A 23,261-nucleotide genomic window follows, 5' to 3' on the forward strand; every position below is an offset into this window, starting at 1 on the left:
GCGGTTCGCGGCTGGTGCCCGGCGGTCCTCCGCGAGGCGTCTGCGCGACGTCTGCGCGGCGTTCCCCGTACGGTGCCGCGCCCGGCGGCCGAGCAGTCCGGCGATCTCGCCCCCCAGCGCCGCCTTTGGGCGGGCCAAAGATGCGTTTATGCAGGTGAGAAGCGTGCGCAAGCTGTTTATGATCGGGGTGTCGGCCGCGCGACGCGCCGTCGGCGTGCAGCCCTAAGGAGCCCCGCCGTGACCACCCCCCAGCAGATCCGGACCGGCGCCACCGTCGACGTCGACCGCACCGACGCCGCCTACCGCGTCTGGCTCAAGGACGCCGTCCGCAAGGTGCAGGCCGACGCCAACCGCTCGGCCGACACGCACCTCCTCCGCTTCCCGCTGCCGGAACACTGGGGCATCGACCTCTACCTCAAGGACGAGTCGACCCACCCCACCGGCAGCCTCAAGCACCGCCTCGCCCGCTCGCTGTTCCTGTACGGCCTCTGCAATGGCTGGATCCGTCCGGGCCGCCCGGTGATCGAGGCGTCCAGCGGCTCGACGGCGGTCTCCGAGGCGTACTTCGCGAAGCTGATCGGCGTCCCCTTCATCGCGGTGATGCCGCGCACGACCAGCGCCGAGAAGTGCCGCTTGATCGAGTTCCACGGCGGGCGGTGCCACTTCGTGGACGACTCCCGCCGGATGTACGAGGAGTCCGCCCGCCTCGCGGCCAAGACCGGCGGCCACTACATGGACCAGTTCACCTACGCGGAACGGGCCACGGACTGGCGCGGCAACAACAACATCGCCGAATCCATCTTCCGTCAGCTGGAGTTGGAGCGGTTCCCGGAGCCCGCGTGGATCGTCGCCACGGCCGGTACCGGCGGCACCTCGGCGACCATCGCGCGCTACGTCCACTACATGCAGCACGACACGCGCGTCTGCGTCGCCGACCCCGAGAACTCCTGCTTCTTCGATGGCTGGACCACCGGCGATCCGGACGTCACCTGCGACTGCGGCTCCCGGATCGAGGGCATCGGCCGGCCCCGTATGGAACCGAGCTTCGTGCCCGGCGCGATCGACCGGATGATGAAGGTGCCGGACGCGGCGAGCGTCGCCGCGGTACGCGCCCTGGAGCAGGCCATCGGCCGCAAGGCGGGCGGCTCGACGGGCACCGGGCTGTGGAGCGCGCTGAAGATCGTCGCGGAGATGGTCGCCGAGGGACGTACCGGCAGCGTCGTCACCCTGCTGTGCGACCCGGGCGACCGCTACCTCGACAAGTACTACTCGGACGCCTGGCTGGCCGAGCAGGGCCTGGACATCACCCCGTACACCGCCGCGATCGAGTCGCTGCTGGCCACGGGCGTCTGGCCGGACTGACGCACCGAGGCGCCGCGCCGCGCCGGCTGCGGGTCGGGTCGTGGTGGTCACGGGCGTCTGGCGTGAGGTGGGTGCCGCGCCGGGCTGGTCGCGGGTCGGGTCGTGGTGGTTGCGGGCGTCTGGCGTGAGTTGGGTGCCGCGCCGGCTGCGGGTCGGGTCGCCGTGGCCATGGGCGTCTGGTGTGAGGTGGGTGCCGCGCCGTGCCGGTCGCGGGTCGAGCCGCGGTGGTCGCGGGCGTCTGGTGTGAGGCGGGTGCCGCGCCGGCTGCGGGTCGGGTCGCCGTGGCCATGGGCGTCTGGCGTGAGGTGGGTGCCGCGCCGTGCCGGTCGCGGGTCGAGCCGCCGTGGTCGCGGGCGTCTGGTGTGAGGTGGACGCAGCGCCGGCTGCGGGTCGAGTCGCCGTGGCCATGGGCGTCCGGCCTGAGTCGGTTGCCCCGCCGCGTCAGCCGCGGGGCGAGTCGCTTTGCCGGCGTCCGGCCGGACTGAGGCTCCCCTACCGTGCCAGCCGCGGGGCGAGTCGCTTTGCTCACGGGCGTCCGGCCGGACTGAGGCTCCCCTACCGTGCCAGCCGCGGGGCGAGTCGCTTTGCTCACGGGCGTCCGGCCGGACCGAGGCTCCCCTACCGCGTCAGCCGCGGGGCGAGTCGCTTTGCTCACGGGCGTCCGGCCGGACCGAGACTCCCCTACCGCGCCAGCCGCCGGTCCAGTGCCGTCACCGCGTCCCGGAACGCCTTCCCGAGGCCCGGCCGCGCCAGCCTCAGCACCGCGCGGAACACGGGCGGGCCGTCGGCCGCGAACGTCCACTGCACGCGCGTACCCGCACCGGCAGGCGCGAGCCGCCACTCCTCGACGAGCGCGCGGGCGCCCGGCGCGTTGGTCTCGTCGACGCGATACGCGTACGCCTCGGGCGCCTTCGACACGAGGATCGTCTCCGCGAACCGCGTACCGCCCCGCAGCCGGACCTCCCGCCCGGCACCGCCGTCGGTCGGCCGGGCCAGCGTCACCGCCGAGAACCACTCCGTCCAGCCGGCCACGTCCTCGGCGAGGGCGCGGAAGACCGGCTCCGGGGGAGCGGCGATCTCCCGTGCGAAGACCAGCCGTACCGGAGCGGACCGGACGAAGTCGACGTCCACCGGACGCAGACGGCGCGCCATACGAAACCCCCTGTGCGACGAGCAGGGACCGGGCCGCACACCCTAGTTGGCGATCCGTCCGATGTCTGCGCCCAGGACGGCGTCAGAGCGCGTCGGCGCCCTCGTCCTCGCCCGCCACGATCAGATGCCGCAGATGCTCCGCGATCTCCTCCCGCGCCTCGGCGGCCAGCCCCGCGTCGGTCACCAGCGTGTCGACCTGGTCCAGCGACGCGAACGAACTCAGGCCGACCGTGCCCCACTTGGTGTGGTCGGCGACCACCACGACCCGCCGCGCCGACTGCACCAGCCGCCGGTTGGTCTCGGCCTCCGCGAGGTTCGGCGTCGACAGACCGGCCTCCGTCGATATCCCGTGCACACCGAGAAACAGCACGTCGAAGTGGAGCGTGGCGATCGCCTGGTCGGCCACCGGCCCCACCAGGGAGTCGGACGGCGTGCGCACTCCGCCGGTCAGCACCACCGTGGCCGCGCCCTGCCGCTGGCCCGCCGAGCGCTGCGCCGAGTGGAAGACGTCGGCCACCCGCACCGAGTTCGTGACCACGGTGAGGTCGGGGACCTCCAGCAGATGATGCGCCAGCGCGTACGTCGTCGTACCGCCCGACAGCGCGATCGCGGAACCCGGCGCCACCAGTTCCGCCGCGGCCTTCGCGATGTCCTCCTTGGCGCTCAGCTCCAGACCCGACTTGGCCTCGAAGCCCGGCTCGTGGGTGCTCGCCTCCAGCACCGGCACCGCACCGCCGTGCACCTTCTCCAGGACGCCCTGGCGGGCCAGCGCGTCAAGATCGCGGCGGACGGTCATGTCCGACACGCCGAGCTTGCGGGTCAGCTCGTTGACTCGCACGCCGCCGCGCCGCCGCACCTCGTCCAGGATCAGGGCGCGCCGCTGCTCCGCGAGGAGGTTCTGATTCTCGCTCACGTACGCTCCGGTCCTTTCCTCAAGCCGTCCGACACACCCTCGCACCTGCTCCGACTAGGACATTCTTGCCGCCCCGGTGCGTTGGCGTCCCATATTCGCACGGGTTGGCCCGAGTCGCGCCACCGGCTGCTCGACGCGCACATGTCACCTGCGTCTCATCCGTTGCTTGTTCCTCACTAGGATCGGGGAGATTCCGTGACGAGGGGTGTGCATCGCCCCGCCAGGGGAGATCCTGGTCCTGCATGGACATGCCGACGGCGCGTCCTGGGGGAAGTGCACAAGACACGGGGGAAGTGCGAAGAGTGGAAGGCACGCAGGAACGCGGCTCGAACGACAGGGTGACCGGCCCCGCGCCCCGGCCCGCGCAGGCCGGGGCCACCCTGGAACTGCTGGTCCACGGCGTGGGCGGGGCCACGCCCGAGCACATGCTCGACGACCCGCGCACCGTGCGGGTCTCCGGTGACGACACGGCGGCCGTCTTCCGGCGCGCCGACGACGTGGAGGCAGAGAACCGTCCCGCCGACCCCGACGGCCGCCCGGTGCCGGAGGCGTACGTCTGGTGCAACCTCACCTCCGGAAACGGCGCGCGAGCCCTGTGGCTGCTGTTACTGCCGTTCATGGTGGCCAACCTCGCCCACTGGATGCGCCCCACGGCCCACGACCGCACACGCACCATCCGTCTCTACGGGCTGCTGGTGCGGCTCGTCGGCCTCAGCCTGACCGTGCTGCTGGTGGCGGCAGCCTGCGAGGTCGCCCTGGACCTCACGGCGTGGCAGTGCGCGGGCACGCGCGCGTGCGCCGAGCGGCACACCTGGCTGGGCTTCCTGTCGCCCACCGCCTCGGGCGACGGCTGGTGGAGCCCGCCGGGCCGCCGCCTGGCCCTGGCGTCCCTGGTGCCCATCGCCCTGGTCGGACTCCTCTGGTACCTCTCCCGGCGCACCTGGAGCGCGTACGAGTCCGAGCAGCCGCTCGTCCGCGAAGCCGACGAGGACACCGCCCGCAGCGCGCTGGGCCGCCCCGGCTTCTGGTACGGCCGGCGCCTGGTCGCCCGGCTGCGCGGCGCCCACACCGCCGCGGGCCTGCTGACGGTGGCCGCCGCCGTCGCCCAGGCCGCCGCCCGGCACGACCGCGAGGCCGGTGGCCCGGCCGCCCTGGAGACGCTGGGGTGGCTGCTGGAGGCGGCGCTCGTGCTCGGCGCGGTGATGGTGGTCGTGGCGGTCTGCCGGCGCGGCCGCAGCGAGAAGCACCTCGACCGGGAGATCGACGCCTCCCTCGTACGACACTTGCCCCTCGGCGCCCTCGTCCTGCTCGCCCTCACCCTGGTGTACGCCTGCTGGGAGCGCCCGGCGTGGGAATCGGACGGTCGGCTGCCGGGCGACGCGGCGTTCGGCGGCATCGCCCTGGTCCAGGGCCTGCTGGTGATCGTCCTGGCAGTCGTCGCCCACCTGCTGTACCGCAGCGATCCCGGCCCGCGCTCCGCGATGCGGGGCCTGGCCGGACCCGCCGTCGCGATGCTGGCCTGCGCAATGGGCGGCGTGATGTCCGGTGGTGTGTCCCAGCGGGTCGCCGACTGGGTGGACGGCACCCGGGCGTCCATCCCCGGGGCACCGGTCCTGCTGACCTGGCAGGCGTCCGTCATCCCGCCGCTGCTCGTGGTTCTGCTGCTGCTCGCCGGCTGGCAGGCCTGGCGCACCCTGCGGCTGGCCCGCGCCGAGCGTGCCGTCGTGGAACGCGACTACGCGGGGGACGCCAAGGACCCCGACCGCACCCGCCGTATCGCACGCACGCGCGCGATGGCCACGCTCACCGACCGCGCCCCCCTCTTCGTCGCCGCGCTCTCCACCGTCTCCTTGATCCTGGGCACCGGCGCGCTGCTCGGCGCGATGACGACCGACAAGACCCCGAGCGAGGCCGCGCAGCACACCCACCCCTTCGTCCACGGCGCCGCGGAGACCGCCCAGGCGCTCGGCTCCTGGCTGATCGGGCTCGGCTTCATCCTGTTCGTCACCCTGGGCCGGCGCGCCTACAAGGACATGTCCGCACGGCGCACCGTCGGCGTCCTGTGGGACGTCGGCACCTTCTGGCCGCGCGCCGCCCACCCCTTCTCGCCGCCCTGCTACGCCGAGCGCGCGGTACCCGACCTGACCTGGCGCATCAGCACCTGGACCCGCACCACGGGGGGCCGCCTGGTGATCTCCGGCCACTCCCAGGGCAGCGTCCTGGCCGCCGCCGCGGCCTGGCAACTGACCCCGGCCGTGCGCAAGCGGGTCGCGCTGCTGACGTACGGCTCACCGCTGGAGCGCCTGTACGGCCGCTGGTTCCCGGCCCACTTCGGCCCGGCCGCCCTCGCCGCCCTGCACGACGAGGTCGATTGCTGGCGCAACCTGTACCGCGTCACCGACCCGATCGGCGGCCCCGTACGACTGCCCGACGGCGACGGCCCGGCGGTCGACTGCGCGCCGATGAAGGACCCCCTGGCCCACGCCCGCAACGACCTCCACCCGCTGCCCGCCCCGATCCTCGGCCACTCCGACTACCAGGCCGACCCGACCTTCGCCCGGGAGCGCAGCCAACTGCTGGACAGGCTCCGCCCCGACCTGCCGGGCCAGCGTCCCGGGGACAGGCTCTGAGCAGGTCGGGTGAATCCGCTGCGGTTGGGCAGCGCCCTAAAGGGGCGCGGGGAACTGCGCGACCAGCCACGACGGTGCCGCAGACGATCGACGGCATATCGCGGCACTTCCAGCGGAGCGCTCAGCGCTCATGCGAGGTCCGGCAGATCCTCCGCATACAGCAGAGTCAGGTCGTCCGTGCTCGGTTCGTCGAGCTGGGCGACCCGGCTCGCGTGGCGTTCCACCATCGCCTCGAACGTCTGCCGCGCGGTGCGGCCGTTGCCGAACGCGGGGCCCTTCGGGATCGCCGTGAAGTACTTCAGCAGGGCCTCGGCGGCACCCGGCGCCAGCCGGTACTCGTGCTCCTCCGCCTGCTGCTCCACGATCCGCAGCAGCTCCTCGGGGCCGTAGTCGCTGAAGGTGATGGTGCGTGAGAAGCGGGACGCCACCCCGGGGTTGACGGAGAGGAAGCGCTCCATCTCGGCCGTGTAGCCCGCGACGATCACCACGACCGCGTCCCGGTGGTCCTCCATCAGCTTCACCAGCGTGTCGATGGCCTCCTTGCCGAAGTCCCGGCCCGCGTCCTCCGGCGACAGCGCGTACGCCTCGTCGATGAACAGCACGCCGCCACGCGCCCGTTCGAACGCCTCCTGGGTGCGGATGGCGGTCGAGCCGATGTGCTCGCCGACCAGGTCGACGCGGGACACCTCGACCAGGTGGCCCTTGTCCAGCACACCGAGCGAGGCGAGGATCTCGCCGTACAGCCGCGCGACCGTGGTCTTGCCGGTGCCGGGGGAGCCGGTGAAGACCAGGTGCCGCTTGACCGACGCGGCCTTCAGGCCCGCCTGCTGCCGGCGCCGGCCCACCTCGATCATGTCGGTGAGGGCCCGCACCTCGCGCTTGACGCTCTCCAGGCCCACCAGGGCGTCCAGTTCGCCCAGGACGGCCTTGGACGTCCGGGCCGGGGTCTGCGGCTGTGCGGCGGCGACGAGCGGCTCCTGCTCGGTCGTGCGCTGCCCGGGGATCGCGCCCAGCAGCCCCGGCGACTGAGCGGCCGTCTGGACGGCCGGCTCTGGCGCTGCCGTGGGCGTGCGCAGCCCCGCGCTCTCGTCGCTGGTGCAGTCCTCGACGACCGGTCCCGCGCCCGACTCGGCGTCCGGACCGCCGTCCGCGAACTCGTAACCGCCGCGCGCGCAGCGCTCCGTACGGCACTTCCTGAGCGTCGTACGGCAGCCGTCGAGCACATGGAAGCCGTACCCGCCGCTGCCCCGCACCCGGCAGTTGAGGAAGCTGCCGCGGCCGCCCGCAGAGACGTAGAACCCGGCCTCGGCGGGGGAGTCGACCGTGCACCGCTCGATGGTGGGGTCGGCGCCCTTGGTGACGATCACGCCGGTCTGCGTGCCGTCCAGCGTGCAGTTGTTGAGCGTGCCGCCGCTGCCGTGGTCACGGAACCACGCGCCGGTCGCGGCGTCCCGGATCCGGCAGTCGTCGAGCTGCGCGGTCGCCCCGTCGCTCACCGACACGGCCGTGTTGCGCACCTGGGACAGGTCGCTGTCGACGACGTCCGCCCGCGAGCCGCGGTCGAGGACGAACAGCGCGTCCGGCACGTCGTGCACCCGGCAGGAGTCCAGCACTGCCGTGGCGCCGTCGCTGACCCAGACCGCCGGGTAGTCGCCGGTGCTGTCGAAGATCTCGCACTGGTTGGCGTCCACGCGCGTGCCCGGGTCCCACACCGACAGGCCGTTGCGCCCGAACTGCCGCACGCTGGTGCGGGTCAGCGTCAGGACGGAGCGGGAACGCAGGTCGACCGCGTTCTCGGGAATGTCGTGGATGCGGCAGTCGGCGAGGGTGAGCACGGCGTCCGTGTCGAGGGTGACACCGTCGGCCGTGGTGCGGTGCACATCGCAGTCGGTGAGGTGGGCGGTGGCCCGGCCGGTGATCTGCACACCGCTGCCCCGGACCTCGTACACCTCGCAACCGACCGCCTCCAGTGCGGAGTTCTCACCGGTCGCGGTGAGGCCCGAACCGGAGGCGTGGTGCACCCGGCAGCGCTCCAGACGCGGATGCGCGCCCCCGCGCACCGCCACGCCGGCCTGCCCGGCCGCGACGACCTCGCAATCCTCGAACACGCCGCCCCCGCCGTCGACCACCGCGATGCCGATGCCCGCCGGATTGTCGACGGTGCACCGCCGCACGGTCGGCCGCGCGCTCCCGCGCACCTCGATCCCGGCGGCGGACCGCGTGACCACCCGCACGTCGGTCAGCTCGGGCGCGCCCTCCTCGACGAGCAGTGCGGGCGCGGTCGCGTCCTGGCCCTCCACATGCAGGTCCTGGACCACCGCGGCGGCGCGCACGGTGAGCGGCACCCCGTCGACGGGCGCGATCCGCACGGAGCCGGGCGAGCCCTCGGGTCCGCGCAGGGTCACCGCCCGCTGGACGACGAGGTTCTCCCGGTAGGTCCCGGGGGCGATGGTGAGCACATCACCGTCGGCCGCGGCCTCCAGGGCGGCGGCGAGCGATGTGTACTCACCCGTGCGGCGCCGCCACCGCGATGTACCGGCGTGCGTCACCTGGACCGTGCCCTGTGCCATGGCGTTGTTGTGCCCCCACCTCGGTCGTACTGATGGCTTGTTCGCCCTCGGGCCGCCCCAGCCGGTGCCGGGACCCGCGTCCGCGCTCGGCCCTTCGGGCCGCCCCGCGTTCGCGCGCTGGACACCGGCGCGCCCCTGAAGCTCGCTCGCGCGCAGGTCGATGCCGAAGTCGGCTTCGGCCGGTCCACCGTAGCGTGCGCGCGGACGCCGGGTTGACCGGAGCCGGAAGGCTGTCAGCTGCCGGTGCCGGTCCTGCCCCAGTCCGGGCCCGCCCGCTCCCATGCCTGGTCCCAACGCGCGTACCGGCGAAGGACCATACGCCAGGCGATCAGCCGTCTGCCGCCCTCCACCAGGCCCGCGGTCAGCAGCGCCACGCCGAACCCGGCGATGACGGAGTGCGTCGTCGCCGTCGCGGGGTCCAGCGGGCGGGCCACCGTGCGCCCCTGCTCGTCGGTCCATATCGTGAACCGGTCGCCCGGCTCGGGCGACTTGAGGCGGGTGACGGCCGGGCCGTTCTGGTCGGTGCCGTCCGGGGCGGTCCAGTGAGCGAGCACGCGTGTCCTGCTGTCCCGCGAGGCCGTCTCGGGGTCGGCGGCAAGCGGGGCACGGTCCAGCTCCCGGACGACGGTGGCCGTCACCAGGTGCCGGGACGCGCGCTGCTCCCGGACGGACCGCTGGAGGCCGTCCTCGGTGGCGGAGCCGACGAGGGAGCCGATCACGGGCGCGGCGATGAGGATCAGCAGCAGGGCGGTCAGCGCCACCCAGGCCTCGACGAGATCGGTCGTACGGCGCAGTGGATTGTGCCGCCAGCGCCACAGGCCGCGCACAGCGCGCATGTCCCGCACCCCCTTCCCGCTCCATGACAACCCCCGGTGGAGCCGCTCACACGCGGTCCCGGTCAAAGAGAGAGCGACATCACGTGTGCCCCGGGCCTTTCATGAACGACTCACACAGGCCCAACGGCCAGGTGCCGCTCACGGGTTCCCGTCCGACCGGACTTCCCGGCGATATCGCTCATTCGAGGACATGGACCGGGTCACCGACCCGGATGGTGCCCTGGGAACGGGGCACGAGATTCTGACCGAAGATCAGTTTTCCGCCGATCCGGCGGTGCCGCCCGAGGGTGCGCAGGGGCTCCCGGCCGCGCTCGGCGGTGCCCTGGTCGGTCGTCGTCACGACGCACCGGCCGCACATCTTGGCGACGCGGAATTCGACCTCGCCGATGGCGATGCGCCGCCAGTCGTCCTCGGCCCAGGGCGCGGTGCCCGCGACGACCACGTTCGGCCGGAAGCGGTTCATCGGCAGCGGGCCCTCCTCGGCCAGACCGTCCTCGGCTATCAGCGAGTTCAGGGCGTCGAGCGAGGTGACCGAGGTGAGCAGCAGGGGATAGCCGTCGGCGAAGGTGACCGTCTCGCCGGGCAGCCCGTAGTCCGGGTCGATCTGTCGCCGGGTGGCCGGGTCGTCCATGTGGACCAGACGTGTGCCCGCACCGACGTACGCACTGCACCACGCGTGCGCGGCGGCATCGGCGAGGACCCCCTCCACCTTGGTCCCGAAGATGTTCAGCGTGACCATGCCGGCCGGCTCCGGGACGGGCACGGTCAGCGGGTCGAGACCCGGCGCGGACAGCCGGACGCCGCCGCCGGGCAGCAGCTCGGCGGCGGCCAGCGCAAGGCGCGGTTGCTGGCGTTGGGTGACGACCTTTCCCCCGTCGTCGATCAGTACCCAGCGTCTGTCCCCGGCCAGCCCCCAGGGCTCCACGACGGCCTCACGGGGCGCCAGGCCCCGGAACGCCTTGACCGGATGGACGTGAATCGAGTGCAGCTGCGCGTTCCCCATGAGGCCATCGTGCCAGGCGGCACCGACAACCACGCGGGGATCAGTAGCCGCGGTACTGCTGGTTGTTGTACGGGTCCTGGTACGGCGCCGGGGTGGGCCGGGGAGCCGCCGGGCGCATCGCCTCGTACCCCGTGCCGCCGGGCGCCGCGGGGCGCGGCTGCTGCGGCTGCGGGCCGGGGTAGCCGCGCGGTGCGGCGGCCTGCTGCGGGATGTACGCGGTCGGCGCCTGCTGCAGCGGAGCGGGCTGCGGCGCCTGGGGGTAGCCGTAGGCGGGCTGGGACGGGGCCGCCGGGAGGGCGGGCAGCGCGGACGGGAGCGCGGGCAGGTGGCTGCCCGGGGTGTCGTACGCGGCGGGGACCCGGATCGGGGCGATCTGCGGGGTGCCCCGCTCGGCCACGAGCGAGTCGTAGATCGGGGTGTCCGGGAAGGAGGCGGAGTAGTAGCCGCCGCCATAGGTGGAGCGGGGGGAGGTCATGGCACATAAGTTAAGCCCACGATGTGCTGGTTGGGGAGACCGATAAGAGGGTTGTTTTCTGCGTCCGTGGTGACGTGGGATCCCCAATGCGAGCGAACTTGGGAAAAAGGGGCGCCAAGCGGCGGCAGAATCGTGTAAAGGCTCAGTTCCCAGGGGGTTACCGGCGGTTGGCCACTCGTCTTTCGCAGTCCTCATGGGCGTGCGACGTCATGGGCAATACGTTGGAACACACGGAGAACCCGATGGGCTGCCGGGACGCGACCCGGCGGTGACAGGTGATGGGGGCGGACATGTCAATGCCGAAGGGATCGAATGTCCCGGTGCCGACGACGGCGCTGCGGGTGGAACTGGGGTGGCGCTCCGGACCGGGCGTCCCCGACACCGACGCCTCGGCGTTGCTGCTGGTGGGCGGAAAGGTGCGCTCGGACGCGGATTTCGTCTTCTACAACCAGCCGCAGCACTCCTCCGGCGCCATCCGGCACGAGGGCAAGCGGGACGCCGGCGGCCGGGTCACCGACACGCTGCTCGTCGACCTCGCGCGCGTGGAGCCCGCCATCGAGACGGTCGTGCTCGTCGCGTCGGCGGACGGCGGGACGTTCGCACAGGTGCCGGGTCTGTACATCGAGGTCAAGGACGCCGCCCACGGCACGGTGGTCGCCCGGTTCGACAGCGCGGGCGCGACCGTGGAAACGGCCTTCGTGCTCGGTGAGTTCTACCGGCGCCAGGGCGCCTGGAAGTTCCGCGCCGTCGGCCAGGGATACAGCAGTGGCCTGGAGGGCCTGGCCACGGACTTCGGCATCACCGTGGACGAGCCGCAGCACACGGCACCCGGCGCGCCGCCGGTGACCACGACCCCGCCCGTCCCCACCGCGCCGCCGCCCGCCCCGACGGCGCCCGTCCAGCTCACCAAGGTCACCCTCACCAAGGCCTCCCCGTCGGTGTCGCTGACCAAGCAGGGCGGGACGTCGGGCGCCATGCGCGTGAACCTCAACTGGCAGGTGCGCAAACAGTTCTCGGGGTGGGGCGGCAAGCGCGGCCGTGCGGTCGCCCTGCACGCGGACCTCGACCTCGACCTGTGCGCCCTGTACGAACTCAACGACGGCAGCAAGGGCGTCGTACAGGCCCTCGGCAACGCCTTCGGATCCCTGCACCAGCCGCCGTACATCCACCTCGACGGCGACGACCGCACCGGTGCCGTGGAGAGCGGCGAGAACCTCACCATCAACCTCGACCACAAGCAGGCGTTCCGGCGGATCCTCGTCTTCGTCACCATCTACGAGGGCGCCAGCTCCTTCGCCGATCTGCACGCCACGGTCACCCTGCAGCCGCAGTTCGGCGCGCCGATCGAGTTCTCCCTGGACGAGTGCACGGTCCGCTCCCCGGTGTGCGCGCTCGCGCTCATCACCAACACCGGCACCGACCTCGTCGTCCAGCGCGAGGCCCGCTACCTGGTGCCCGACCGCGGGGTGAGCATGCAGCGGGCCGTCGACCACGCCTACGGGTGGGGCATGAACTGGACGCCCGGCCGCAAGTGAACCCTCGCAGGACTCACCCCTCGTCGGGGACGGCGTCCGGACGGGTGTAGGTGCGGCCCTTCCAGGCCGCACCGCGTCCCCTGTAGTGCTGTACGGCGGAATCGACCGTCATGAGGAGGTACAGCGACGCGGTGAACGGCAGCAGGGGAGCGAGCCACAGCGGCTGCTCGTAGTAGCGGAGCATGGGCAGGTACGTCCCCGTCATCACCAGCCATGCGAGGGCGCCCAGCGCCGCCGTCGCCGTACTCCCAAGCGCCAGGCCCACGACGAGCGCCACGGGCGGCACCAGGTACACCACCGCCAGCCCGGCGACCGTCCCGGCCAGCACGAGCGGGTTGTGCCGCAGCTGGGCGTAGGCGCTGCGCGAGACCATGCGCCACAGGTCGTGCAGCCGGGGATAGGGGCGCACGCTGTCCACCCGCTCGGCCAGACCCAGCCAGAGGTGCCCGCCGCTGCCTCGGACGGCCCGCGCGAGGGCCACGTCGTCGATGACGGCGTGCCGGATGGCGTCGGGGATCCGCGCCCGCTCGGCGGCCTCGGTACGCAGCAGTACACAGCCGCCCGCCGCGGCGGCGGCGGTCCGCGCCCCCTTCCGGTCGATCCGGCGGAAGGGGTACAGCTGTGCGAAGAAGTAGACGAAGGCCGGCACGACGAGCCGCTCCCACAGGCTCTCGACGCGCAGCCGCGCCATTTGCGAGACAAGGTCGTAGCCGCCGGTGCGTGCCGCCGCCACCAGCTCGCGCAGACTGTCCGGCGCGTGCGCGATGTCGGCGTCCGTCAGGAGCAGGTACTCGGGGGCACGCGCGCGTGCGAGGCCGATGCCGTGCCGCACCGCCCAGAGCTTGCCGGTCCAGCCCGCGGGCGGCTCGCCGGGCGAGTCCGCGGTCAGCGGCAGCCCGCCGTACCGACGCGACAGCTCGCGCGCCAGCTCCCCGGTGCCGTCCGTGCTGCCGTCGTCCACCAGGAAGACCTCGGCCCGCCCCGGATAGTCCTGCGTGAGCAGGGACGGCAGGCTGGCCGGCAGCACGGCGGCCTCGTCGCGCGCGGGGACGACGACACCCACGGACGGCCAGACGTCGGGTTCCGTCCGGGGCGGCAACCGAACGTCCGTACGCCAGAAGAAGCCCTGACAGAGCAGCAGCCACAGCCAGGCGGCGAGGGAACCGGCGGCGATCCACAGCAAGGCGCTCACCCCGCGCAGTCTGCCCCACCGGACCGGCCGCAAGGGGCCCATCGTCTATCGTGGCCGGGTGAAGATCGCGCTCATGGACTCCGGAATCGGTCTGCTGGCAGCCACCGCAGCGGTACGGCGCCTCCGCCCCGACGCCGATCTCGTACTCTCCCTCGACCCCGACGGCATGCCCTGGGGGCCCCGCACGCCCCAGGACCTCACCGAGCGGGCCCTGGCCGTCGCCGAGGCGGCCGCCGCGCACCGGCCGGACGCGCTCATCGTCGGCTGCAACACCGCGACCGTGCATGCCCTGACCGCCCTGCGCGCCTGCCTGGAACCCGCGCTGCCGGTCATCGGCACGGTCCCGGCGATCAAGCCTGCCGCGGCCGGCGGCGGCCCCGTCGCGATCTGGGCCACACCCGCCACCACCGGCAGCCCCTACCAGCGCGGACTCATCGAGAACTTCGCCGAGGGCGTGAAGGTCACAGAGGTGCCGTGCTGGGGACTGGCGGAAGCGGTCGAACGCGCTGACGAGACGGCCATCGACGCCGCCGTCGCGGCGGCCGCCGAGCTGACCCCGGACGACGTCACGACCGTCGTCCTGGGCTGCACCCACTACGAGCTGGTCGCCGAACGCATCCGCGCCGCCGTGCAGCGCCCCGGCCTGCCTCCGCTCGTCCTGCACGGTTCCGCCGGAGCGGTGGCCGCCCAGGCGCTGCGCCGGATCGGCGCGCGTCCCGAGCCCGGGGCCACGCCCCTCGGCGGCGTGACAGTGCTGCTCAGCGGCCGCGAGGGCGCGCTTCCCGCGGCCGCGCTGACGTACGAGGAGGGCCGCCTGCTCACGGCCGCCACGCCCGTTCGGTGACCGCCGGTCACTGATCGGAATCCCTCCGTCCGCACGACTCCCGCCCTGCCGGTTACTGTGTGCGACCCGCTACCCCCTCAGCGAAACCTGAGTAGTCTCAATGGCATGAGGGACCACTCCCGCGGCGAGCAGACCTCGCATCCCGACGTCTGGACCGGCCGGGCCACCAACCGGGTCCAGTGGCTGGTGGCGCTGGTCGGTGCCGCCTGCGTCGCGCTCGGCATCGTGCTGGCCGTCGTCTCCGCGTGGACCGAGGAAGGCCTCGCACCGCTCGTGATGTCCGTCGTCGGCTGCATCGCCGCCGGACTGCTGGTCCTGTTCGGCACGCTGGCCTTCGTGCACGTCGCCCTGCGGGTGGACAAGGAGTGCCTCGAGGTGCGCTGCGGTCATATCGGTGTGCCGCGCCGCCGTATCCCGCTGTCGCAGGTCGTCGGCGCGGAGTTCGTCCCGTACGTCACCCCGCGCCACTGGGGCGGCTGGGGCTACCGCTGGCGGCCCGAGAAGGGCACCGCGGTCGTCGTACGGCGCGGCGAGGGTGTGCAGCTGCGGCTGTGGGACGGTCACACGTTCACGATCACCGTGGACAACGCGGAGACGGCCGTACGGATCATCAAGGAGCGGCTGCGGCCGACCACGCCGGGGGCGGTGCACTGAGGTCGCGGAGAGCGGCCCGCCCAGGTCACGGCACCTGCCGGTCGCCCGGTACGACACTCTCCTGACGCGTCGGCTCCCCCGCCAGCGGACGTGCCGTGGCCAGCCCCGCGAGCAGCCCGGCGCCCACCGACACCGCCGTGAAGCTGAGCGCGTTGCCGACCGCGGCGACGGCCGCGAGCGCCGTCAGTGCCGCGCCCGCGCTGAGCGCGACCGGTGTGGGCCGCGCGGTGCGCCACAGGGCGTACAGCAGCCAGCAGAAGGCCGCCGCCAGCAGCATCACTCCGATGGCTCCCTGTTCGGCCGCCTGCTGCAGCAGCGCGGAGTGGGGCTTGCCGTCGGACAGCGGGGACGCGACCGAGGTCGCGCTGAGCTCCCCGAAGCGCCCCGGGCCCACCCCCAGGGCGGGATCCTGGCGGGCCAGCGCCAGCGCGTCCCGCCACAGTTCCACCCGGTGCCCGGTCAGCGGCCCCTCCAGGGACGCGGCGAGCCCCTCGGGCAGTGCGCTGCTCGCGACCGCCCAGGTCAGGCCGGTCACCACCGCCGTCACCGCGGCCAGAGCGGCGAGGCCGATCCCTCGGTGGCCCATGCGGCGGGCCGCCAGTGAGCACAGCAACACCGCGGCGCTGGCCACGACCCCGGTGGTGGTGCCGAGCACGGCCGCCGTCGCCACGATCCCGGCCGCCAGTGTCCACAGGGCCGGCCGCAGCGCCGGTACGGCCGTGGACCAGGCGGCGCAGCACGCGGCGCCGGTGGACAGCGCGAGCAGGGCGGCGGTGGCGCCGACGTGGCCCAGCGGCACGCCGGGCTGCGGCCCCGGGGCGAGGTGCGGGACGCCGATCGTCAGTGCGATTCCGGCCAGCGCCCCGGTCAAGGGCGCGGCAACCGGCGCGAGCGCCCCGCAGATGCGGCCCGCGGCGTAACCGGCGGCCACGGCCAGCACCGCCAGCAGCACACCTTCCGGGCGCCCGCCGTGCGCGGCCGCCGTGATCAGCGACCACAGGGCACAGGCGCCGAGCACGATCACCCCCGCCGCGTCGGAGGCGCTCCGTCTTCCGCCGTCGGCCTCGGCACCGGCCGCCGACGTCACTCCTGTCGACCCCACCCGTCCCCCCGCAACCGGCCGCTTCCCGACCTGTGAGGGCCCGGCCGTCCCGCCGCGCGACCTGGGCTCGGGCACACGGTAACGGCTTGTGGGGGATTTGTGGATGTGTGGCGCTTACTGGTGCAGAAACGATGTGGCACCGGCAGCGCGGAGCGTCCCGACCGCGCTGTCGGCTTCCGAGTGGGCCGCCGTACACTCCCGGAGTGACCGTCACCGCAACCTCCGTGGACGAGTCGGACGCCGTACGACCGCGAATCGCGCCCGAGTCGCGCGCCGCGCGGTGGCTGCGCCGCCTCGTTCCGGCCGCCGCCGCAGCGCTCTCCGGAGTGCTCCTCTACGTCAGCTTCCCGCCGCGCACCCTGTGGTGGCTGGCCGTGCCGGCCTTCGCCGTCTTCGGCTGGGTGCTGCGCGGCCGGGGCTGGAAGGCGGCCCTGGGCCTCGGCTACCTCTTCGGCCTCGGCTTCCTGCTGCCGCTGCTGGTGTGGACCGGCGTGGAGGTCGGTCCGGGCCCCTGGCTCGCCCTGGTGGCGATCGAGGCGATCTTCGTCGCCCTGGTGGGTGTGGGTGTCGCCGCGGTGTCGAGGCTGCCGGGCCGGCCCGTGTGGGCGGCCGCGGTGTGGATTGCCGGTGAGGCGGCACGTGCGCGCGTGCCGTTCAGCGGCTTCCCCTGGGGCAAGATCGCCTTCGGGCAGGCGGACGGTGTCTTCCTGCCGCTGGCCGCGGTCGGCGGCACCCCGGTGCTCGGCTTCGCGGTCGTCCTGTGCGGCTTCGGCCTGTACGACGTCGTACGCCTGGGCCTGAAGGCGCGGCGCACGCGCGCGGTACGGCGGGGAGCGGCGGCCGTGGCGCTGCTCAGTGTGGCCGTGCCGGTGCTGGGTGCTCTGGCCGCGCGCCCCCTGGTGAGCGACCAGGCCGAGGACGGCACCACCACCGTCGCCGTCATTCAGGGCAACGTCCCGCGCGCGGGTCTCGACTTCAACTCCCAGCGGCGGGCCGTACTCGACTACCACGCGCGCGAGACGGAGCGTCTGGCCGCCGAGGTCGCGGCGGGCAAGGTGGCCAAGCCGGACTTCGTGCTCTGGCCGGAGAACTCCTCCGACATCGACCCCTTCGCCAACCCCGACGCCTACGCGGTCATCGACGGCGCGGCCAAGGCGATCGATGCGCCCATCTCGGTCGGCGGTGTCGTCGAGCGCGACGGCAAACTCCTCAACGAGCAGATCCTGTGGGACCCGCAGAAGGGGCCCGTCGACACCTACGACAAGCGGCAGATCCAGCCGTTCGGCGAGTACCTGCCGCTCCGCCCGCTGCTCGACATGATCAACAAGAGCTGGACGTCGATGGTCCGCCAGGACTTCAGCCGGGGCAGCGAGCCCGGCGTGTTCGACATGGACGGCGCCACGGTCGGCCTCGTCACCTGCTACGAGGCGGCGTTCGACTGGACCGTGCGTTCCGAGGTCACCGACGGCGCGCAGATGATCTCGGTGCCGAGCAACAACGCGACCTTCGACCGCAGCGAGATGACCTACCAGCAGCTCGCCATGTCCCGCATCCGCGCCGTCGAGCACAGCCGTACCGTCGCGGTACCGGTGACCAGTGGCGTCAGCGCCATCATTCTGCCGGACGGGACGATCACCCAGCGGACCGGCATGTTCGTCGCCGACTCGCTGGTCCAGGAGGTGCCGCTGCGCTCCTCCCTGACGCCCGCCACCCGGCTCGGCATCCTGCCGGAGGTCGCCCTGGTGCTGGTCGCGGCGGGCGGCATCGGCTGGGCGATCGCCGCCGGCGCGCGCGGGCGGCGCGCGGGTGACCTGTAGCGGTACGCCCGCCGTACGCCCCCGGAACTGGTCCGGGACCGCGGAACCCGCCCGTTAGGGTCGCCTCATGGCTACTCCTGACTTCATCCGCACCCTGCGGGCGTCCGCCGGTCATCAGCTGCTCTGGCTCCCCGGAGTCACCGCGGTCGTCTTCGACGACGCCGGCAGGGTGCTGCTGAACCGCCGCTCCGACACCGGCCGGTGGTCGCTGATCGGCGGCATCCCGGACCCCGGGGAGCAGCCCGCCGCCTGCGCGGTGCGGGAGGTCCACGAGGAGACCGCGGTGCGCTGCGCGCCCGAGCGGGTGGTGCTGGTCCAGGCGCTGAAGCCCGTCACGTACGACAACGGCGACATCTGCCAGTACATGGACATCACGTTCCGCTGCCGGGCCGTCGGCGGCGAGGCACGGGTGAACGACGACGAGTCGCTGGACGTCGCCTGGTTCGACGTCGACGCGCTGCCGGAGCTCAACGAGTTCGGGCTGCTGCGGATCAAGCAGTCCCTGTCGGACGCACCCACATGGTTCGACCCCACGACTTTCGAATGAAGTATGGAGGCTGACCACATGGGGCGGGAGACCTCGGCTGCCTAGGGTCAACTCCATGACCGCGTCCCGTGCCCTCCCCGGCCCCCACGCCCCCACGCTCGACCTCGGCGGCCGCACGGCCCTCGTCACCGGCGCCGCCGGCGGTATCGGCCGCGCCTGTGTCCTGCGGCTCGCGGCCGCCGGTGCCAAGGTCAGAGCGGTCGACCGGGACGACGCCGGCCTGGAGGCGCTCGCCGAGCAGTCGGCGGGCCTGCCGGGCAGCGTCGCACCGCACGTCCTCGACCTCACCGACCTGGACGCCGCCGAGGCCGCGGCCGCCGGCACGGACGTGCTGGTGAACAATGCCGGGCTGCAACTCGTCCGGCCCATCGAGGAGTTCCCGCCCGACGTCTTCCACACCGTGCTCACCGTGATGCTGGAGGCGCCGTTCCGCCTCATCCGCGGCGCGCTGCCGCACATGTACGGGCAGGGCTGGGGCCGCATCGTGAACATCTCCTCCGTGCACGGCCTGCGCGCCTCCGCCTACAAGGCGGCGTACGTGGCCGCCAAGCACGGCCTGGAGGGGCTCTCCAAGACCGCCGCCCTGGAAGGCGCGCCCCATGGCGTCACCTCGAACTGCGTGAACCCGGCCTACGTGCGCACGCCTCTGGTCGAGAAGCAGCTCGCCGACCAGTCCCGGGCGCACGGCATCCCCGAGGAGCGCGTCCTGTCGGAGGTCATGCTGCAGGACAGCGCCGTCAAGCGACTCATCGAACCCGAGGAGGTCGCCGAGGCCGTGGCCTACCTGTGCAGCCCGCAGGCGTCCTTCATGACCGGTACGTCGCTCGTACTCGACGGCGGCTGGACCGCGCACTAGTTCGATCGGGGCTCGTGGTGGCCGGAGTTTTCCACAGGGCTGACGGGGCGGCCCGGCGATGAGGAATCCTGTGACCATGTCCCGCGATCACGTGCCGTCCGCCGAGCGCCCCACCGGCGACCCCGAAGCGCCCTCGTACGGCGCCGAGGCGCCGTACCTGGAGCTGCTGGCCCGTGGCGCGTCCGCCGACGCCTACGAGCAGCCCGTGCTGCTCGCCCGCGCCCAGGGCCGGCCGGCCGAGTGGATCGCGGCCCTGGAGCACGCCAAGCTGCTCGCGCTGCGCGTCCGGTCGGAGCTGGAGGGGCGCCGCCGCCGGGAGGCCGAGCTGTCGGCGCTCTTCGAGACCGCCCACGACCTGGCCGGACTGCGCGACCTGGACGCCGTGCTCCAGGCGATCGTGCAGCGCGCCCGGTCGCTGCTCGGCACCCATGTCGCCTACCTCAGCCTGAACGACCCGGACCGCGGCGACACCTATATGCGGGTGACGGAGGGCTCGGTAGCGGCCCGCTTCCAGCAGCTGCGGCTCGGCATGGGCGAGGGCCTCGGCGGCCTGGTCGCGCAGACCGCCCGGCCGTACGTCACCGACGACTACTTCCGGGACGACCGCTTCCAGCACACCGCCACCATCGACTCGGGCGTGCGGGACGAGGGCCTGGTCGCCATCCTCGGCGTGCCGCTGATGCTCGGGCACCATGTGATCGGCGTGCTCTTCGCGGCGGACCGGCGCGCGCGGGTCTTCGAGCGGGAGCAGATCGCGTTGCTCGGCTCCTTCGCCGCCCTGGCCGCCGCGGCCATCGACACCGCCAACCTGCTCACCGAGACGCGCTCGGCCCTGGCCGACCTGGAGCGCGCCAACGAGATCATCCGGGACCGCAGCGCCGTCATCGAACGTGCCTCCGACGTCCACGACCGGCTCGCCGAACTGGTGCTGCGCGGCGGCGGGGTGCACGACGTGGCCGCCGCCGTCTCCGAAGTCCTCGACGGCACCGTCGAGTTCACCGACGTCAACGCCGCACCGGCGCAGGCCCTGGAGGCCTTCCACACCGAAGGGCACGCGGTCCGGCACGAGGACGACTGGATCGCCGCCGTCGCCGCGGGCGGAGAACTGTTCGGCGCGCTCGTACTGCGCGGCCATCCCGGCCTCGACCCCGTCGACCAGCGCACCCTGGAGCGCGCCGCGATGGTCACCTCACTGCTGCTGCTCGCCCGCCGCTCCGCCGCCGAGGCGGAACAGCGCGTCCGGGGCGAACTCCTGGACGACCTGCTCGACGCCCGCGACCGCGACCCGCGCCTGCTGCGCGAACGCGCCTCCCGGCTGCACGCCGACCTCGACGCCACCCATGTCGTCCTCGCCGCCCGCCTCGACGGCCCCGCGGCCGACGCCGACCAGGAGGCGGACGCCCGCCGCCGCCTGTGGTCCGCCGCGTCCCACCTCGCCGCCACCCGGCACGGCCTGGCCGCCGCCCGCGACGGCGGCACGGTCCTGCTGCTGCCCCTCGACGCCGGGCACACGGCGACGGACCTGGCCCGCCGCACCGCACGGCAGCTGGGCACCGCCGTCCACGAAGCCGTCACGGTCGGCGCGTCCGCACCGGTCGAGGACCTCACCGCCCGCCCCGACGCCGTCGCCGCCGCCTACGAGGAGGGACGGCGCTGCCTGGACGCCCTGCGCCTGCTGGGCCGTACGGGCGACGGGGCCGCCGCCGAGGACTTCGGCTTCCTGGGCCTGCTGCTGGCGGGCGACCGGGACATCGCCGGTTTCGTCGACCGGACGATCGGCCAGGTGGTGGCGTACGACGAACGCCGTGGCACCGACCTGCTGCGCACGCTCGACGCCTACTTCGACTGCGGGATGAGCCCGGCCCGCACCAAGGACGAACTCCACGTCCACGTCAACACCGTGGCCCAGCGCCTGGAGCGCGTCGGCCGGCTCCTGGGCGACGACTGGCAGACACCGTCCCGCGCTCTGGAGATCCAACTGGCCCTGCGGCTGCACCGCCTGGCGACTCCGATACGCAAGTGACCCCCGCACGCACGGGCGTACGGGGGTCGGGGCCGGGCATCAGACGGTGTGCGCGTCCGCGGCCCGGGACGCCGACGGCTCGGCGCCGGAGGGCTCGACGTCGGCCAGATCCCGGTTGCGGGTCTCCTTGGCCGCCGCCACGGCGACGATCGTGAGGAGCGCCGCGGCGATCACGTACAGGGCGATCGGCGTGGAGCTGCCGTAGTCGGCCAGCAGGGCGGTGGCGATCAGCGGGGCCGGCGCGCCCGCGGCGACGGAGGCGAACTGGGCGCCGATGGAGGCGCCGGAGTAGCGCATCCGGGTCGCGAACATCTCGGAGAAGAAGGCGGCCTGCGGCGCGTACATCGCCCCGTGCAGCACCAGGCCCACGGTCACGGCGAGGAGCAGGTTGCCGAAGCCGCCGGTGTCGATGAGCGCGAAGAACGGGAACATCCACAGGCCGACGCCGACCGCGCCGATCAGATAGACGGGACGGCGGCCGATCCGGTCGGACAGCGCGCCCCACGGCGGGATGACCGCGAAGTGCACGGCCGACGCGATGAGCACCGCGTTGAGGGCGGTCTGCTTGGAGACGCCGGCGGAGGTGGTGGCGTAGACGAGGATGAAGGCGGTGATGACGTAGTAGCTGATGTTCTCGGCCATGCGGGCGCCCATCGCCACCAGGACGTCACGCCAGTGGTGCCGCACCACCGCGACCAGCGGCATCTTCTCGGCCGGTGCCGTGCGGTCGGCCTTGCGGGCCTCGGCCTGGGCGAGCGCCTGCTGGAAGACGGGGGACTCGTCGACGGAGAGCCGGATCCACAGTCCGACGATCACCAGCACACCGGAGAGCAGGAACGGAATGCGCCAGCCCCAGCCGGTGAAGGCGGCCTCGGACAGGACGGCGGTGAGGAAGGACAGCACACCGGTCGCGAGCAGCTGCCCCGCGGGCGCCCCGGTCTGCGGCCACGACGCCCAGAAGCCACGGCGTCGCGCGTCCCCGTGCTCCGACACCAGCAGGACAGCGCCGCCCCACTCACCACCGAGCGCGAAGCCCTGTACGAGCCGCAGCACGGTCAGCAGTACGGGCGCCGCGCTGCCGATCGTGGCGTGCGTGGGCAGCAGCCCGATCGCGAAGGTCGCGCCACCCATCAGCAACAGGCTCAGCACCAGCAGCTTCTTCCGCCCGAGCCGGTCGCCGTAGTGCCCGAAGACGAGCGCACCGAGGGGCCGGGCCGCGAAGCCGACGGCGTACGTCAGGAAGGACAGCAGCGTGCCGACGAGCGGGTCGGAGTCCGGGAAGAACAGCTGGTTGAACACCAGCGCGGCCGCCGAGCCGTAGAGGAAGAAGTCGTACCACTCGATGGTGGTGCCGATGAGGGACGCGGCGACGATGCGCTTCAGTTTGCCCGGGGATGGGGGAGCGGTTGCTGCGGAGGCCATGTGCGCCACTTCCTCGTGTGCGGTGGGGACGGGTACGTGTGGGCACACCGTAGGAAGGCGCAGGTCGGGCTCACATGTGGTGGAACACCATAGTTCTGAGGCGGGCTATGCGCGCTGAGCCTATGCCTGCTCGCAGGAAGGTGGTTCGGTGAGTGGCAGAGAGGCGGAGTCCGCGCCGTCCGGAAATGTGTCGTTGGGTTGATTCGATCGAGCGCTGACTCCGGTACTGGCTCGGCGCTGGCTCCGCGGTGCCGGCAACCCGGTCAGACACATCCACCTCCGGCATTGGCCAGAAAGCCAAAGCACCCCTTCCGGTCTTGGCCAACAG

The 23,261-nt window shown here is 73.1% G+C and carries 18 protein-coding genes; 9 read left to right on the top strand and 9 right to left on the bottom strand.

Annotated elements, in window-relative coordinates:
- Positions 1 to 237 precede the first annotated feature (237 nt).
- A complete protein-coding gene (locus HJD23_RS39185; RefSeq protein WP_171109334.1) occupies positions 238 to 1,362 on the top strand; it encodes a PLP-dependent cysteine synthase family protein in 1,125 nt (374 codons plus the stop codon).
- Positions 1,363 to 2,043: 681 nt separating this feature from the next.
- On the opposite strand, the gene HJD23_RS39190 is transcribed toward HJD23_RS39185, so the two are convergent.
- Both HJD23_RS39190 and HJD23_RS39195 read right to left on the bottom strand, forming a co-directional pair.
- Positions 2,044 to 2,514, bottom strand: coding sequence for an SRPBCC family protein (locus tag HJD23_RS39190; protein ID WP_171109333.1), 471 nt, complete (start codon positions 2,512 to 2,514; stop codon positions 2,044 to 2,046).
- 82 nt (positions 2,515 to 2,596) lie between these two features.
- Positions 2,597 to 3,427 (bottom strand): DeoR/GlpR family DNA-binding transcription regulator, encoded by an 831-nt coding sequence (locus HJD23_RS39195; protein ID WP_171109332.1) that lies wholly within the window; start codon positions 3,425 to 3,427, stop codon positions 2,597 to 2,599.
- Positions 3,428 to 3,765: 338 nt separating this feature from the next.
- On the opposite strand from HJD23_RS39195, the gene HJD23_RS39200 reads away from it, so the two are divergent.
- Positions 3,766 to 6,057 carry a hypothetical protein gene (locus HJD23_RS39200; protein WP_171111507.1) on the top strand — a complete coding sequence of 764 codons (2,292 nt, stop codon included), beginning with the start codon at positions 3,766 to 3,768 and terminating at the stop codon, positions 6,055 to 6,057.
- A gap of 128 nt (positions 6,058 to 6,185) precedes the next feature.
- Here HJD23_RS39200 and HJD23_RS39205 read toward each other — a convergent pair whose 3' ends face one another.
- The 4 genes from HJD23_RS39205 to HJD23_RS39220 all read right to left on the bottom strand — a co-directional run bounded on the left by HJD23_RS39205 (position 6,186) and on the right by HJD23_RS39220 (position 10,941).
- Positions 6,186 to 8,627 (bottom strand): right-handed parallel beta-helix repeat-containing protein, encoded by a 2,442-nt coding sequence (locus HJD23_RS39205; protein WP_171109331.1) that lies wholly within the window; start codon positions 8,625 to 8,627, stop codon positions 6,186 to 6,188.
- A gap of 233 nt (positions 8,628 to 8,860) precedes the next feature.
- Positions 8,861 to 9,463, bottom strand: a complete 603-nt coding sequence (locus tag HJD23_RS39210) for a hypothetical protein (protein WP_171109330.1) — start codon at positions 9,461 to 9,463, stop codon at positions 8,861 to 8,863.
- Positions 9,464 to 9,641: 178 nt separating this feature from the next.
- A complete protein-coding gene (locus HJD23_RS39215; RefSeq protein WP_171109329.1) occupies positions 9,642 to 10,466 on the bottom strand; it encodes an MOSC N-terminal beta barrel domain-containing protein in 825 nt (274 codons plus the stop codon).
- 40 nt (positions 10,467 to 10,506) lie between these two features.
- Complete coding sequence (locus HJD23_RS39220) at positions 10,507 to 10,941, bottom strand: DUF6643 family protein (RefSeq protein ID WP_171109328.1); 435 nt, start codon at positions 10,939 to 10,941, stop codon at positions 10,507 to 10,509.
- 296 nt (positions 10,942 to 11,237) lie between these two features.
- Here HJD23_RS39220 and HJD23_RS39225 point away from each other — a divergent pair, with 296 nt between their 5' ends.
- Positions 11,238 to 12,476 (top strand): TerD family protein, encoded by a 1,239-nt coding sequence (locus HJD23_RS39225; protein ID WP_171111505.1) that lies wholly within the window; start codon positions 11,238 to 11,240, stop codon positions 12,474 to 12,476.
- A 13-nt stretch (positions 12,477 to 12,489) separates the two neighbouring features.
- On the opposite strand, the gene HJD23_RS39230 is transcribed toward HJD23_RS39225, so the two are convergent.
- Entirely contained in the window at positions 12,490 to 13,710 is a 1,221-nt protein-coding gene (locus HJD23_RS39230) for a glycosyltransferase (RefSeq protein WP_171109327.1), read from the bottom strand.
- A gap of 16 nt (positions 13,711 to 13,726) precedes the next feature.
- Between HJD23_RS39230 and HJD23_RS39235 the strand changes: the two genes are divergently transcribed.
- Together HJD23_RS39235 and HJD23_RS39240 are read left to right on the top strand one after the other, a co-directional pair.
- Positions 13,727 to 14,512 carry an aspartate/glutamate racemase family protein gene (locus HJD23_RS39235; protein WP_171109326.1) on the top strand — a complete coding sequence of 262 codons (786 nt, stop codon included), beginning with the start codon at positions 13,727 to 13,729 and terminating at the stop codon, positions 14,510 to 14,512.
- Between the two features lie 105 nt (positions 14,513 to 14,617).
- Positions 14,618 to 15,166: a hypothetical protein gene (locus HJD23_RS39240; RefSeq protein ID WP_171109325.1), complete on the top strand. Its 549-nt coding sequence runs from the start codon at positions 14,618 to 14,620 to the stop codon at positions 15,164 to 15,166.
- 25 nt (positions 15,167 to 15,191) lie between these two features.
- On the opposite strand, the gene HJD23_RS39245 is transcribed toward HJD23_RS39240, so the two are convergent.
- Positions 15,192 to 16,268, bottom strand: a complete 1,077-nt coding sequence (locus tag HJD23_RS39245; RefSeq protein WP_240980919.1) for an O-antigen ligase family protein — start codon at positions 16,266 to 16,268, stop codon at positions 15,192 to 15,194.
- 203 nt (positions 16,269 to 16,471) lie between these two features.
- On the opposite strand from HJD23_RS39245, the gene lnt reads away from it, so the two are divergent.
- From lnt to HJD23_RS39265, 4 genes are all read left to right on the top strand, one after another.
- Complete coding sequence (gene lnt / locus HJD23_RS39250) at positions 16,472 to 18,085, top strand: apolipoprotein N-acyltransferase (RefSeq protein ID WP_171109324.1); 1,614 nt, start codon at positions 16,472 to 16,474, stop codon at positions 18,083 to 18,085.
- A gap of 67 nt (positions 18,086 to 18,152) precedes the next feature.
- Entirely contained in the window at positions 18,153 to 18,632 is a 480-nt protein-coding gene (locus HJD23_RS39255; protein WP_171109323.1) for an NUDIX domain-containing protein, read from the top strand.
- Positions 18,633 to 18,687: 55 nt separating this feature from the next.
- Positions 18,688 to 19,488 (top strand): 3-hydroxybutyrate dehydrogenase, encoded by an 801-nt coding sequence (locus HJD23_RS39260; RefSeq protein ID WP_171109322.1) that lies wholly within the window; start codon positions 18,688 to 18,690, stop codon positions 19,486 to 19,488.
- 76 nt (positions 19,489 to 19,564) lie between these two features.
- Positions 19,565 to 21,511, top strand: a complete 1,947-nt coding sequence (locus HJD23_RS39265; RefSeq protein ID WP_171109321.1) for a GAF domain-containing protein — start codon at positions 19,565 to 19,567, stop codon at positions 21,509 to 21,511.
- 39 nt (positions 21,512 to 21,550) lie between these two features.
- Here the strand turns inward: HJD23_RS39265 and HJD23_RS39270 are convergent, their stop codons facing one another.
- Positions 21,551 to 22,933 (bottom strand): MFS transporter, encoded by a 1,383-nt coding sequence (locus HJD23_RS39270; protein ID WP_171109320.1) that lies wholly within the window; start codon positions 22,931 to 22,933, stop codon positions 21,551 to 21,553.
- Between the last annotated feature and the right edge of the window lie 328 nt (positions 22,934 to 23,261).

This window comes from Streptomyces sp. Z423-1 (assembly GCF_013009255.1).
GTDB classification, from domain to species: domain Bacteria; phylum Actinomycetota; class Actinomycetes; order Streptomycetales; family Streptomycetaceae; genus Streptomyces; species Streptomyces gossypiisoli.

Bases quoted from the DNA above. Each gene is read 5' to 3' on its own strand.
- HJD23_RS39190 (WP_171109333.1), bottom strand. From the start codon at position 2,514: ATGGCGCGCCGTCTGCGTCCGGTGGACGTCGACTTCGTCCGGTCCGCT.
- HJD23_RS39205 (WP_171109331.1), bottom strand. From the start codon at position 8,627: ATGGCACAGGGCACGGTCCAGGTGACGCACGCCGGTACATCGCGGTGG.
- HJD23_RS39210 (WP_171109330.1), bottom strand. From the start codon at position 9,463: ATGCGCGCTGTGCGCGGCCTGTGGCGCTGGCGGCACAATCCACTGCGC.
- HJD23_RS39215 (WP_171109329.1), bottom strand. From the start codon at position 10,466: ATGGGGAACGCGCAGCTGCACTCGATTCACGTCCATCCGGTCAAGGCG.
- HJD23_RS39220 (WP_171109328.1), bottom strand. From the start codon at position 10,941: ATGACCTCCCCCCGCTCCACCTATGGCGGCGGCTACTACTCCGCCTCC.
- HJD23_RS39225 (WP_171111505.1), top strand. From the start codon at position 11,238: ATGCCGAAGGGATCGAATGTCCCGGTGCCGACGACGGCGCTGCGGGTG.
- HJD23_RS39230 (WP_171109327.1), bottom strand. From the start codon at position 13,710: ATGGGCCCCTTGCGGCCGGTCCGGTGGGGCAGACTGCGCGGGGTGAGC.
- HJD23_RS39240 (WP_171109325.1), top strand. From the start codon at position 14,618: ATGAGGGACCACTCCCGCGGCGAGCAGACCTCGCATCCCGACGTCTGG.
- HJD23_RS39255 (WP_171109323.1), top strand. From the start codon at position 18,153: ATGGCTACTCCTGACTTCATCCGCACCCTGCGGGCGTCCGCCGGTCAT.
- HJD23_RS39260 (WP_171109322.1), top strand. From the start codon at position 18,688: ATGACCGCGTCCCGTGCCCTCCCCGGCCCCCACGCCCCCACGCTCGAC.
- HJD23_RS39265 (WP_171109321.1), top strand. From the start codon at position 19,565: ATGTCCCGCGATCACGTGCCGTCCGCCGAGCGCCCCACCGGCGACCCC.
- HJD23_RS39270 (WP_171109320.1), bottom strand. From the start codon at position 22,933: ATGGCCTCCGCAGCAACCGCTCCCCCATCCCCGGGCAAACTGAAGCGC.